The organism is Microlunatus spumicola, assembly GCF_039536445.1.
GTDB lineage: Bacteria > Actinomycetota > Actinomycetes > Propionibacteriales > Propionibacteriaceae > Microlunatus > Microlunatus spumicola.
This window is the reverse complement of record NZ_BAAAYR010000002.1, coordinates 309,095-321,002: the sequence shown is the minus strand read 5'-3', so window position 1 is coordinate 321,002 and position 11,908 is coordinate 309,095. Positions and strand designations below refer to the sequence as shown.

Here is an 11,908-nt window from a genome sequence, read left to right as displayed (position 1 = left end):
CCTGGGTCCACACTTCCGCGGCCCGTCGGCGTACGCGGGGTCGGTCGGATCGGCACACCTTGCGCCTCGCGGCACACCGTCTTCGTGGAGGCACACCGTCTTCGTGGAGGCACACCGTGCACGGTGTGCCTCGGGCAGTTCGGTGTGCCTCGAGAGGAACGGTGTGCCTTGGCACTCGAGCTTGGTCGGGCGCCCAGGCCCGGCGCTTTCGGCAAACCCTCCTTGAGAAGGCACACCGTCTTCATCGCGGCACACCGTCCTCGTGGAGGCACACCCTGCACGGTGTGCCTCGGGCAGTTTGGTGTGCCTCGAGAGGAACGGTGTGCCTCGAGCGGGGTGGCGGCGCGGCGCGCTGCCGCTCAGGCCGTGCTGCGCGGGGTCCAGACCTGGCCGGCGCCGGTGACGCGGGTGGCGCTGCTGCCGATGATCACGAGGGTCTTCATGTCCACGGCCGCGGGGTCGAGGTCGGCGAGGGTGGTGACGACGACGGACTCCTCGGCCCGGCCGACGTCGCGGCCCAGGACGACGACCGTCTCCGGTCCGCGGACCTCGAGCAGCACGTCGCGGGCGGCGGCGACCTGCCAGTCGCGGCTGCGGGAGGCGGGGTTGTAGAGGGCGAGGACCAGGTCGGCCTCGGCCGCGGCGCGGAGGCGGCGCTCGACCAGCTCCCACGGCTTGAGCCGGTCCGAGAGCGACAGGACCGCGTAGTCCGCGCCCAGCGGCGCGCCCGCGCGGGCCGCGACGGCCTGGGCGGCCGTGAGGCCGGGCAGCACCTCGACGCGCACGGCCGGGAACTCGTCGGCCACCTCGTACGCCGCCGCGGCCATCCCGAACACCCCGGCGTCGCCGCCGGAGACGATCGCGACGCGGGCGCCGGTCGCGGCCATGACGAAGGCCTCGCGGGCCCGGTCGAGCTCCACGGTGTTCCCGCTCGCGTGCAGCTCCAGGCCGGGGCGGGGCGCGACGCGCTCGACGTACGGGCCGTAGCCGTAGACGTGCTCGACCGTGCCGAGCGCGCCGGCGACCTCGGGCGTGAGCCAGGCGTCCGGCCCGGGCCCCAGCCCGACGACGAGCAGCTGCCCGCCGTCCGCCGGGCGTTCGGGGTCAAGGGCCGTGGCCGGCGCGGAGGAGGAGGCCCGGTCGGCCGCGTCGGCGCGGCGGTCCGAGCCGGGCACGAGCACCATCGCGAAGTACGGCACCTGGTCGGGGTCGACGTCGCGGACGGGCAGGACGCGCTCGCGCCCGGTGCTGGCCCGCTCCACGTAGCGGGCCTCGTCGAGCCGGCCGGCCTGGCGCAGGGCCTCGACCACCCCACGGAACGTCCGCCCGAGCTTCATGATCGCCGCGGCGTCCGTGCCGGCCAGCCGCCGCGCGAGCTCGGGCACCCCGAGGGTGCCCGGCAGGACCGTGAGCACGTCCTCGTGCCGGGCGACCGGGGTCGCGAGCGCCGCGGTCGAGGCGCTCACCGACGTCACGCCGGGGACGACCTCGCAGGCGTAGCGGTCGGCCAGACGGTCGTGCAGGTAGGAGTAGGAGCTGTAGAACATCGGGTCGCCCTCGGCGAGCACCACCACATTCCGGCCGGCGTCCAGGTGCTTGGCCAGCCGTTCGGCGGACTCGTCGTAGAAGTCGTCGACCGCGCCGTAGTAGCCCAGCGGGTGGTCGGTCGTCCCCGTGGTCACGGGATAGATCAGCAGCTCCTCGACCGCGTCCTCGCTGACGAGGTCGCCGGCGATCGTGCGCGCGATCGACCGGCCGGCCGTGCCCGAGTGGTACGCCACGACGTCGGCCGCGGCGATCAGCCGGGCAGCTTTGAGGGTGATCAGCTCGGGGTCGCCGGGGCCGACGCCGACGCCGTGGAGGCGCCCCGGGGCCGGGATGGGGACGGGGGCGCTCACGCGAGCTCGTCCTCGGTCGCGAGCGCGTTGATCGCCGCGACGCAGAGCGCCGAACCGCCGCGCCGCCCGTGCACGACGAGGAAGGGCAGGTCGTACGGGTTGGCGGCGAGGGCCCGCTTGGACTCGGCCGAGCCGATGAAGCCGACCGGGATCCCGATCACCGCGGCGGGGCGGGGTCCGCCGTCGGCCACGATCTCGAGCAGGTGGAACAGGGCGGTCGGCGCGTTGCCGATGGCCACGACCGCGCCCTCGAGCTCGTCGCCCCACAGCGACACGGCCGCCGCGGAACGCGTGGTGCCCCACGCACGGGCCAGCCCGGTCGTCCGCGGGTCGTGCAGGAGGCAGCGGACCTCGTTGCCGGCGGGCAGCCGACGCCGCGTGACGCCCGAGGCGATCATCTGCGCGTCGGTCAGGACCGGCGCCCCGGCGCGCAGCGCGTCGCGCGCGGCCCCGATGAGCCGCGGGTGGAACGCGAGGTCGTCGACCAGGCCGGTGTCGCCCGCGGCGTGGATCATCCGCACGGCGACGACGGACTCGTCGGGCCGCAGCCGGCTCAGGTCGGTCTCGGCGCGGATCGTCGCGAACGAGTCGCGGTAGATCGAGCCGGGGTCGGTCTCGTACGCGTAGCGCCGCGTCGGCGGGGCCGCGGGCAGCGCGGTCACGTCGGCGTCAGGCACGGGCGAGGACGAGCTCGGCGATGTCGACCCGGGTGGGCGCGACGAGGTCGACGTGCTGGCCGACGGGGGCGCCGCAGCGCCGCTCGCAGCCGCTGAGGTGCGTACGCCCGCCCGGTCCGCCGGCGCGGACCAGCGAGGCGGCGAGTCCCTGGGTGTCCGCGCGGCCGTTGCCGCACCAGGGCGACCCGACGCAGGCGCTGACCAGGCTCCACGCGTTGTCCGGCTCGGTCACGAGGCCGACGCTCGCCAGGTCGCGGCGCGCGGGCGCGGCGTCGGGCAGGACGAGGCTGCGCCAGGGGGTGACGACGACCGGCCCGCCGCCGACCGCGGCGTGCACGGCGTCGACCTGCACGGGGCTCAGCAGGCCGAGGGGCACGTCGACCACGAGGTGCTCCTTGACGACTCCGGTCGGCGTCGGGCTCGGCGCGTCGGGCAGGGCGGTCTCGGTGCCCAGGACGAGCGGTTCCGGGAGCTGGCGCACGTGCCACTCCTCGGTCCGGCGCTCCAGGAACGTCAGCGCCAGGGACACGAGGGTGTCGGCCACCTCGACCAGGCGGACGGGCCGGACGCGGCGGCGCTCGCCGACGATCAGCTCGCCCCGGCCGGCGTCGAGCGCGCGGTAGCCGAGGTCGCCGCCCATGCCCTCGACGTCGCCGCGACCGTCGTCGAGGACGAAGAGGAAGCGGCCCGGCAGGTCGGCCAGCCGCGGCTCGGCGAGCAGCGCCTCGTCCAGCCGGGCGACGAGCGGGCGCAGGTCGGCCCGGCCGCCGACGAGCCCGGTGAGGGGCGAGGCGACGACGTTGCGGACGCGTTCGTGGGTGGAGGACGGCAGGAAGCCGGCCCGGCCCACCGCGTCCTCGAAGGGTTCGGGGACCGCCGCGGGCAGGCCCCGGACCTGCAGGCTGCCGCGGGAGGTCAGCTGCAGCAGGCCGCTGCCGTACGTCTGCGCCAGCCGGCCCAGGTCACGCAGCGCGGTCCCGGTCGTCTGGCCGCCGGGGACCCGGACCCGGACCATCGCGCCGTCGGCGGCCTCGTGCGGGCGCAGCACACCGGGGCAACGGTCGGCACGCGGTTCCGGGGGCATCTGGTCATCGTAGGAGCGTCCGCCGATCGCGCCACCCCCGCGAACGACCGGATGAGACCCGTACGCCGAGCCGCCCCGGACGTGCACCGCCGGGTCATCGCTCAGTGGCCCAGCACCCCCGCGAGCGCGGCGGCGTCCTCGAGCTGCAGCACCAGCAGGTCGCCGTCGACCTCGACCTCGGCGCGGGCGCGCGGGGTCCGGGGCAGGGCGGCGAAGCGTTCCGAGCCCGGCGGCGGCGGGACGACGGTCACGTGGTCGACCGACGCCCGCGGGAAGGCGGAGGCCTTGACGCCGACGAGCTGCTCGAGGCGGTTGGGCACGAACACCAGGCGGCGGTCGGTCACGCTCACCTCGCCGCCGACGGTCCGCCGGCCCCGGCGCAGCGTGCAGACGCGTCGGAACAGCAGCTCCTCGCCCTCTTCGAGCGGGGCGTCGACGAACAGCCAGCCAGCCATCCGCCCACTGTGCCAGCGACCGCGGCGGCGGGCACCGTCCGACCCGTCGCGCAGGATGGTCCGGTGAACCCGCGCCCGAGCACCGACCGCGCCGCCCTGAGCCTCGCCGGGCTGCTGACGTTCACGGGGGCGGCCCACCTCGTGCGTCCGCACACCTTCGACCCGGCCCTGCCGGACTGGCTCCCGGGCAGCAAGCGCGCCTGGGCCCTCGGCTCCGGCGTGGCCGAGCTGCTCTGCGCCGCCCTCGTGGCGGTTCCGGGGACCCGGCGGTTCGGGGGACGGGCCACGGCCGCCCTCTTCGTGGCCGTCTTCCCGGGCAACGTGCACATGGCGACCACCGCCCGTACGCCGCGCGCCCGTGTGGTCACGCTCGCCCGCCTCCCGCTCCAGGTCCCCCTGGTCCTCTGGGCCCTGCGCGCCGCGAGAACGGTTCGCTGAGCCGTACGAACGCCCCCTGAGCCTGTCGAAGGGCCACGCAGTGGTCGGCGTGCGAGAAGCCAACCTCTTCGAGGCCCTTCGACAAGCTCAGGGGGCGTTCCTGCATGGGCGAGTCCTAGCGGCGGTCGACCAGCGCCCAGCTGGCGCCGGTGGCGACGGCGGTGACGGCCAGGACCGAGGGCCAGGCGCCGATGCGCTTGGCGAGCGGGTGCGACGCACCGAACCCGAGCACGTAGAGCGCGCCCAGCGCGGCGGTGACGGCCGGGCCGCGGCGGGCGAGCCAGGTGCGGCCGGCGTACGTGCCGGCGGCGGCGAGGACGACGCCGCCGAGGGGGCGCAGGCCGGTCTCGCGGGCGACGGCGTAGCCGCCGAGCAGCCCGAGGGCGACAAGCGGGGCCGTGTGGACCTGGGTGGCGGGAGTGAGAGGCACGGCCCGAACCTACGTCGCCCGGTTGGCGCGGCGCGGAGCATGGGAGCCGTCATGGAGCCCGCCCCGCACCCGGCCCAGCTGGACCGCGCCCAGCGGCTGCTGGTCGTGCTCGAGCGCGACGGGCCGACGTGCGTGTGGTGCGGGCGGACGTTCGGCGCGCAGGTCGTGCCGACCACCGACCACCTCGTCCCACGGGTCAAGGGCGGGCCGTCCTGGCTGGAGAACGAGGTCGCGTCCTGCCGCCGCTGCAACGGCGAGCGCGGGCACCGCGGCGCGGCCGAGTGGCTGGAGGAGTGCGGGCGGCGGGGGTGGCCGGCGGACGGCGACCGCGTACGCCGCGTGCTGGCCCTGCTCGAGGACGCGATCGCGCGGCGGGGCGGTCAGCGCCGGGCCCGGGGCCACCTCGCCACCCAGGTGCGCCGGCTCCGACGCGGCGGGTGAGGATCGGGGTCATGGACGTACTTCTCACCGGGGGAACCGGGTACATCGGGTCGGTCGTGCTCAGCGAGCTGCGGAAGGCCGGGCACAGCGTCACGGCGGTGGTCCGCAGCGAGCGGGCCGCCGAGCAGGTCACCGCGGCCGGCGCGACCGCCGTGAAGGGCGACCTGACCGACAGCGCGTGGCTCGCCGAGCAGCTGCGCGGGGTCGACGGCGCCATCCACACCGCCTCGCCCGGCGACGCGTCGAGCCCGGCCTTCGACCGGGCCGTGATCGCCGCCGTGGTCGACGCGTTCGACGGCACCAGTAAGCCGTACGTGCACACGAGCGGCCTGTGGATCTACGGCAGCGGCGAGGGCCTGGGGGAGGACAGCCCCCTGAACCCGCCCGCCCTGACCGCGTGGCGCCCGGCCGTCGAGGCCGAGGTGCTCGACTCCGACCTCGTCGCCTCGATCGTGGTCCCCGGCGTGGTCTACGGCCACGACGGCGGCCTGCCGCGCCTGCTGGTCGACGCGCCGCGCGACGGTTCGGGCCGGCTGGTCCTGCTCGGTGACGGCAGCCAGCACTGGGGTGTCGTGCACGTGGACGACCTGGCCGTCCTCTACGTCTCCGTGCTCGAGAGCGGCCGGGCGCTGGGCCGGGTGCTCGGCGTGACCGACGAGAATCCGACGGTCCGCGACGTCGCCGAGGCGACGGGGGACGACGTCGTCGCCGAACCCGTGGAGGCCACCCGGGCCCGGCTCGGCGAGGCCTTCGCCGACGCGCTGCTGCTCGACCAGCGGTTCAGCCTCGGCGCCAAGGCCGTCGCGCTCGGCTGGAGCCCGCAGGGCCCGACGCTGATCGACGACTTCCTGGAGGGCACGTACGCCGAGCACGGCTGAGTCCGGACACCGGGGACGACCCGGCACCGCTGCGGTGCCGGATCGTCGTCGTCGTCGTCGCGTCGCCGGCGGCTAGGGCCGACGCGGGTCGAGCGGGCTCCCCGCGAACGCCCCGAGCACCCGCCCGTACGCACCCGGCAGCGCGCGGACGAGCAGGTCCGGGAACCGCGCGGTCACCCAGCCGATCAGCACCCGGCCGCGGCGACGCTCGACGCCGCGCAGGATCGCCTCGGCCGCGTCGGCCGGGGTGATCCGCAGCAGGCGGCCGACGCGCGCGCGGGTGACGTCGAACGCGGCCCGGTCCGCCCCGGTGGCGACCGGCGCGTCGACGGCGATCCGGGTCGCGATCCCGCCGGGGTGGACGACGGTCACCCCCACCCGCCCGGCGAGCTCGTGGCGCAGCGCCTCGGCGAAGCCGCGGACGCCGAACTTCGCCGTCACGTAGGGGACCTGCCCGGGTGCCGCGAAGATCCCGAAGATGCTGGAGACCACGACGACGTGGGCGCCGGGGTCGGCGAGCAGGACGGGCAGCAGGCCGTGGGTGAGCGAGACCACCGCCCGCAGGTCGACCTCGAGCACCCGGTCCACCTCGGCCAGGCTCAGCTCGGCGAGCTCGCCCCCGACCGTCGTGCCGGCGTTGTTCACCAGCAGCGTCGTCTCCGGGTGCTCGGCCGCGAGCCGGGTGCCCAGCGCCACCGTCGCGTCGTGGTCGGCGAGGTCCGCGACCACGACGTCGACGCGCAGACCGGGGTGCCGGTCCCGGACGGCCGCCGCCACCCGGTCGAGCCGGTCGGCGTGCTGGTCGACGAGCACGAGGTGGCTGCCGCGGTCCGCGAGCCCGTGGCTGAGGGCCTCGCCGATCCCGCTGCCCGCGCCGGTGACGACGGCCGTGCCGCCGGCGAAGGCGTACCGCCTCACCGGGCACCGCTCCCGGCCCCGTGCGAGCGCTCCAGCCGCAGGCCCGTCGTCCGGCGCCGGAGCGCGAAGGACAGACGTTCGCGTACGGGGTCCTGACGCACCACCCACGGGTGCCGGCTGCCCTGGGACGGCAGCCGGGCCGCGTCGCGGAGGACGTAGCCGGCCCGCAGGGCGAGCAGCGGCCGCCGCTGCTGCGGCCGGGTGGGGGCGAGCGGTGTGACGGTCGCCAGCCCCCGGCGCCGCATCGTGCCGAGCAGCCGGGTGACGAACCGGGCGACCAGGTCGGCCCGCAGGGTCCACGAGGCGGCGCTGTAGCCGAGGGTGAGGGCGCAGTTCGGCACGCCCTCGAGCATCAGGCCGCGCCAGGCGAGCCGTCCGGCCGGGTCGACGACCTCGCCGTCGACGACGAGCTCGAGCCCGCCCAGCGCCAGCAGCTCGAGCCCCGTCGCCGTCACCACGACGTCCGCGGGCAGCACCCGGCCGGTCTCGGTCCGGACGCCGCCCGCGACGAGCCGGTCGACCGTGTCGGTGACGACCTCCGCCCGGCCGGTGGAGATCGCCGCGAACAGGTCACCGTCCGGCGCCACGCACAGCCGCTGGTCCCAGGGGTCGTAGCGCGGGGTGAAGTGGGTGGCGACGTCGTAGCCGCGGGGGAGCCGGCGGGCGGCGTCGCGCAGCAGACCGGCCCGCACGAGACGCGGCGCCCGTCGGCTGAGCGCGTAGAGCCCCGTCTGCGTCACGACCCCGCGCAGCCGGGCGCGCCGGCCCGGGTCGGTCCGGGGGACCGACGCGACGTAGCTCGGCGAGCGCTGCAGCATCGTCACGCGGGCACCGCGGTCGACGAGCGCCGGCACGAGGGTCACGGCCGTCGCGCCGCTGCCGACCACGACGACGTCGCGACCGGCCATGTCCAGGTCAGCCGGCCAGGCCTGCGGGTGCACCACCCGGCCCGTGAAGTCCTCGCGCCCGGCCAGCGCGGGGAGGTGCCCGTGGTCGTAGCGGTAGTAGCCGGTGCACACCCACAGGAAGCGGCAGACGACCTGCGACTCCGTCTCCCCGCCGTCCGCGCCGGCGTGCCGGACCGTGACGCGCCACCGCTCGTCGCCGCTCGACCAGGCCGCGCGGACCACGCGGTGGCCGAGGCGCACCCGGCGGTCGAGCCCGTACGCCCGGGCCGTGCCCTCCAGGTAGTCCAGGATGTCGGCGCCCTCCGCGAGGGCCGTCGGTCCCGGCCAGGGCGCGAAGTCGTACGCGTAGGTGAACATGCTCGAGTCGGACCGGACGCCGGGGTAGCGGAAGAGGTCCCACGTGCCGCCCACGCGCTCCCGGGCCTCCAGGACCAGCACGGACTCGTCGGGGCAGCTCCGGGCGAGGTGGCAGGCCGCGCCGATGCCGGACACGCCCGCGCCGACCACGACCACGTCGTACGTCTCGTCCACCCCTCGATCGTGCCCCGCGCTCGGTGGGACCGGGTTGTCGGCCGCACGGGGGACACGGCGAGAAACCCGGGGACGGTGGGCGGGCCATTTCGTACGCTGACCGTCAATACCCCCCCCAGCCGCAAAGGAGCGGGCCGTGCGACGAGGACGAGGACGAGGTTATTCGCTGCTGGCGTCGAAGGACGTCTGCGGGAGCTGAAGGACGGGGCACCGCGGCCGAGAGGTCGCGGTGCCCCCGCAGCAGCCCCGTCTCCGCACCCCGTCGCCGCACCCCCCGCCGCTGCACCCCGACCGGGGAGTCCTCCCCATCGACACCACGCCCGCCCGGGCCGAACCTGGTGCGGTCCCGCGACGTGCGCGGGCCAGCGACAGGTCGGCGAAGGAGCAGGCGGAGATGACATCGGTCCGGACACGGTCGTGGGCGGCGCTCGCGGGGCTGGCGGTGCCCCTCGCGCTCACGGCGGCACCCGCGCACGCGGCGACGGCGGCGAAGCCGTACGACTTCGACGGGAACGGCAGGACCGACCAGGTCGCCGGTGCGCCCACCCTGGACCGGGGTTCGGACGCCGAGGCCGGCGGGGTGGTGGTCCGCTACGCGCGGAACGCGTCGGGCTCCGGCCGGCTCGGCCAGGTCATCACGCAGTCCACCTCCAAGGTCTCCGGCAGCTCGGAGGACGGTGACCACTTCGGCTCGGCCGTGGCGAGCGCCGACTTTGACGGGGACGGGTACGCCGACCTCGCCGTCGGGCTGCCCGGCGAGGACTTCAAGGGCAAGCAGGACGCGGGTGCGGTCACCGTGCTCTACGGCACGTCGAAGGGCCTGAGCGGCAGCCGGTCGAAGCAGTTCTCCGAGCCGGAGGGCAAGTACCGCTACGCGGGCTTCGGCGGGGCGCTCGCGGCCGGCGACCTGAACGGCGACGGCTACCCGGACCTCGCGGTCGGGGCCGTGGACGACGAGCGCGACCTCACCCCCGACGACGACTTCCCGGCCAGCGGGTCGGTGACGATCCTCTACGGCGGGAAGAAGGGCGTCACGACCTCCAAGAGCACGCGCTTCCTCGGGCAGCAGGGTGAGGAGCAGGACTACCACTTCGGCTCCTCCCTGGCCGTGGCCGACGTCGACGACGACGGGCGCGCGGACGTCGTGGTCGTGTCGGAGGGCGCGGGCGACGACGACGACGGCAACGACACCGACGGGTCGCTCTCCTACTGCGCCGGCACGAGCGCCGGCCCGACCGGCTGCCGCCGCCTGCTGCACGAGAGGTCGCTCGGCAGCGCCAGCACGGTGCTGGTCGCGAACGTGGCCGGTTCGGCCCGTCCGGAGGTCGTCGTGGGGGTGCCGGACAACAGCGCCGCCACCGACCCGGGCGGCATCACGGTCGTGACCCTGACCGGCACCGGGACGGCGACGACCGCGAGCGCGGCCGACGTCGACCAGGAGGACGCCGGCCTGCCCGGCACCGGCGAGGAGTCGGGCGACTACTTCGGGGCCTCTGTGGCCGGTGCCGACCTGGACGCCGACGGCTACACCGATCTGGTCGTGGCCGCGCCCGGCGAGGCGGTCGGCGACGAGGACGCGGGCCGGGTGTTCGTGATCCGCGGCGGCGCGGACGGGCTCGCGACGAGCGGGAACACGGCCTACGACCAGGACACCCCGGGCGTCCCGGGCGGCTCGGAGGAGGGCGACTTCTTCGGCGGGTCGCTCTCGCTCCTCGACGTCGACGGTGACGGCCGGCCCGACCTCTCGATCGGTGCCCCCGGCGAGGACGACGGCGGCGGGCGCGTCACCACGCTCCTCGGCTCGGGCTCCGGCTTCACGACCGACGGTGCGCGGTCGTACCGGGTGCGGGACGTCGACGTCAACGACGAGAGCCCATACGGCGGCAGCCTCGGTGAGGCCCTCGGGCGCTAGCCCGCAGCGGACCGGCGGCGACGGACCCGGGCGCCAGGGGGGCGCCCGGGTTCAGCGCGTGAGGGCGATGGGCGAGCACACCTGCACGACCGGCGGTGCCGGTGCGGCGGGGTCGTCGGGCTCGGGGATCGCCTGGAGGCTGAAGCCCTGGACGACCCCGGGCCGGAACACCAGGCAGACCGTCGAGCCACCGAACTGGAAGTAGCCGAGCTCCTCGCCCTTGGCGAGGTGGTAGCCCGGCTGCAGGTGTGGGTGGATCCGGCACGACGAGACGTCCGACATGCCGATCGGGACGAAGGCGACCAGCCCGATCTCCGGGTTGTCCGCCTCGATCAGGATCACGGCCCGGGTCGCGACGTGGGCCGTGTAGCCCTGCGAGCTCGAGGGCTCGGTCGCCTCGGCCCCCTCCGTGTCGGCCTCGGAGTAGTAGGTGCCGTCGACGTTGAACGCGCGCACGACCGTCCCGGCCACGGGGCTGTGCCAGCGGTGGTAGCTCGTGGCGCTCAGGTAGGACTGCCAGACCGTCCCGCCGACGAAGTCGTCGACCGACGGGTCCCGGGCCAGCAGGTCCCGCAGCGAGTAGGGCTGGCTCTTGATCCAGAAGCTGTCCTCGCGCTGCACGTCGCGCCCGATCGCGTACGGCGACGACTCGCACGGGCTGACGACCACCCGGTCGTCGTCGGGCTCGGCGACCGGTCGCTCGCCCTCCTTGAAGCGGCGGGTGAAGAAGGCGTTCCAGGAGTCGAAGCCCCAGTGCTCGGCGTCCGGGTCGTGCTCGAACCGCTCGATCCCGATCGCCTCCACCGCCTCCTCCGACATCCAGCCGCCCTCCGCGTCGGTCAGGACGTAGAGCGAGTCGGGGCTGTCGAGGAACACGCACCAGGCGTTGAGGATCTTCTTGAGCGCCGCGTTGAACCGCGGCTCCCGGAACGCCGCGAAGCCGGCGGTGGTGCCCATGGGCCAGTCGAAGATCGCGCCCAGCGGGGTCGCGACCATCACCTTCTCGCTGAACTCCGGCGCCGTGGTCAGCACCTGGTCGATCAGCCGGAGCAGCTGGCCGGTGTCCTGGATGTGCCGCCGGCCGTAGGGCTTGCCCTGGGGCTCCTCGGTGAGCATCCGCTCGACGTACATGCGTAGCAGCGGGTCCGAGGCGAGGAGCTCCTGCAGCTCGACGACGGCCGGGTGCAGCTCGACGTCGTCACGGTCGGCCTCGACGCGTTCCTGGCGTTCCTCGAGCCAGGCCTCGAGGTCGTCCTGCGGGGGCAGCCAGCCGGCCTGACGTCGTACGTCCTTCGTGTCGCTCACGTTCGCGTCACCTACCCCGTTGGGCCGGGTTCG

The 11,908-nt window shown here is 75.5% G+C and carries 12 protein-coding genes; 4 read left to right on the top strand and 8 right to left on the bottom strand.

Annotated elements, in window-relative coordinates; all coding sequences use genetic code 11:
* Nucleotides 1–359 precede the first annotated feature (359 nt).
* The 4 genes from ABD665_RS10470 to ABD665_RS10455 all read right to left on the bottom strand — a co-directional run bounded on the left by ABD665_RS10470 (nt 360) and on the right by ABD665_RS10455 (nt 4,114).
* Complete coding sequence (locus tag ABD665_RS10470; protein ID WP_344742225.1) at nt 360–1,898, bottom strand: precorrin-2 C(20)-methyltransferase; 1,539 nt, start codon at nt 1,896–1,898, stop codon at nt 360–362.
* Nucleotides 1,895–2,575, bottom strand: coding sequence for a precorrin-8X methylmutase (locus ABD665_RS10465; RefSeq protein ID WP_425562141.1), 681 nt, complete (start codon nt 2,573–2,575; stop codon nt 1,895–1,897). Before ABD665_RS10465 ends, ABD665_RS10470 begins: the two co-directional genes overlap by 4 nt.
* Complete coding sequence (locus ABD665_RS10460; protein WP_204910710.1) at nt 2,568–3,659, bottom strand: precorrin-3B synthase; 1,092 nt, start codon at nt 3,657–3,659, stop codon at nt 2,568–2,570. The genes ABD665_RS10465 and ABD665_RS10460 overlap by 8 nt, the downstream gene beginning before the upstream one ends.
* Before the next feature lie 101 nt (nt 3,660–3,760).
* The gene (locus ABD665_RS10455; RefSeq protein WP_204910711.1) at nt 3,761–4,114 is read right to left on the bottom strand and encodes a hypothetical protein; all 354 of its coding nucleotides are present in this window, start codon (nt 4,112–4,114) and stop codon (nt 3,761–3,763) included.
* Nucleotides 4,115–4,177: 63 nt separating this feature from the next.
* Here ABD665_RS10455 and ABD665_RS10450 point away from each other — a divergent pair, with 63 nt between their 5' ends.
* Nucleotides 4,178–4,552 carry a DoxX family protein gene (locus ABD665_RS10450; protein WP_344742222.1) on the top strand — a complete coding sequence of 125 codons (375 nt, stop codon included), beginning with the start codon at nt 4,178–4,180 and terminating at the stop codon, nt 4,550–4,552.
* A 115-nt stretch (nt 4,553–4,667) separates the two neighbouring features.
* Here the strand turns inward: ABD665_RS10450 and ABD665_RS10445 are convergent, their stop codons facing one another.
* Nucleotides 4,668–4,982: a hypothetical protein gene (locus ABD665_RS10445; RefSeq protein ID WP_204910712.1), complete on the bottom strand. Its 315-nt coding sequence runs from the start codon at nt 4,980–4,982 to the stop codon at nt 4,668–4,670.
* Nucleotides 4,983–5,021: 39 nt separating this feature from the next.
* Here ABD665_RS10445 and ABD665_RS10440 point away from each other — a divergent pair, with 39 nt between their 5' ends.
* Together ABD665_RS10440 and ABD665_RS10435 are read left to right on the top strand one after the other, a co-directional pair.
* The gene (locus ABD665_RS10440) at nt 5,022–5,423 is read left to right on the top strand and encodes an HNH endonuclease (RefSeq protein ID WP_204910713.1); all 402 of its coding nucleotides are present in this window, start codon (nt 5,022–5,024) and stop codon (nt 5,421–5,423) included.
* Between the two features lie 11 nt (nt 5,424–5,434).
* The gene (locus tag ABD665_RS10435) at nt 5,435–6,301 is read left to right on the top strand and encodes an NAD-dependent epimerase/dehydratase family protein (RefSeq protein ID WP_204910714.1); all 867 of its coding nucleotides are present in this window, start codon (nt 5,435–5,437) and stop codon (nt 6,299–6,301) included.
* Between the two features lie 72 nt (nt 6,302–6,373).
* Here ABD665_RS10435 and ABD665_RS10430 read toward each other — a convergent pair whose 3' ends face one another.
* Both ABD665_RS10430 and ABD665_RS10425 read right to left on the bottom strand, forming a co-directional pair.
* Entirely contained in the window at nt 6,374–7,219 is an 846-nt protein-coding gene (locus tag ABD665_RS10430) for an SDR family NAD(P)-dependent oxidoreductase (protein WP_204910715.1), read from the bottom strand.
* Nucleotides 7,216–8,658 carry an FAD-dependent oxidoreductase gene (locus ABD665_RS10425; RefSeq protein ID WP_204910716.1) on the bottom strand — a complete coding sequence of 481 codons (1,443 nt, stop codon included), beginning with the start codon at nt 8,656–8,658 and terminating at the stop codon, nt 7,216–7,218. Before ABD665_RS10425 ends, ABD665_RS10430 begins: the two co-directional genes overlap by 4 nt.
* A gap of 394 nt (nt 8,659–9,052) precedes the next feature.
* Here ABD665_RS10425 and ABD665_RS10420 point away from each other — a divergent pair, with 394 nt between their 5' ends.
* Nucleotides 9,053–10,570, top strand: a complete 1,518-nt coding sequence (locus ABD665_RS10420; RefSeq protein WP_204910717.1) for an integrin alpha — start codon at nt 9,053–9,055, stop codon at nt 10,568–10,570.
* 51 nt (nt 10,571–10,621) lie between these two features.
* Here ABD665_RS10420 and ABD665_RS10415 read toward each other — a convergent pair whose 3' ends face one another.
* Nucleotides 10,622–11,875 (bottom strand): phophatidylserine decarboxylase associated domain-containing protein, encoded by a 1,254-nt coding sequence (locus ABD665_RS10415; RefSeq protein ID WP_204910718.1) that lies wholly within the window; start codon nt 11,873–11,875, stop codon nt 10,622–10,624.
* Nucleotides 11,876–11,908: the final 33 nt, after the last annotated feature.

Bases quoted from the DNA above. Each gene is read 5' to 3' on its own strand.
- ABD665_RS10460 (WP_204910710.1), bottom strand. From the start codon at position 3,659: ATGCCCCCGGAACCGCGTGCCGACCGTTGCCCCGGTGTGCTGCGCCCG.
- ABD665_RS10455 (WP_204910711.1), bottom strand. From the start codon at position 4,114: ATGGCTGGCTGGCTGTTCGTCGACGCCCCGCTCGAAGAGGGCGAGGAG.
- ABD665_RS10440 (WP_204910713.1), top strand. From the start codon at position 5,022: ATGGGAGCCGTCATGGAGCCCGCCCCGCACCCGGCCCAGCTGGACCGC.
- ABD665_RS10435 (WP_204910714.1), top strand. From the start codon at position 5,435: ATGGACGTACTTCTCACCGGGGGAACCGGGTACATCGGGTCGGTCGTG.
- ABD665_RS10420 (WP_204910717.1), top strand. From the start codon at position 9,053: ATGACATCGGTCCGGACACGGTCGTGGGCGGCGCTCGCGGGGCTGGCG.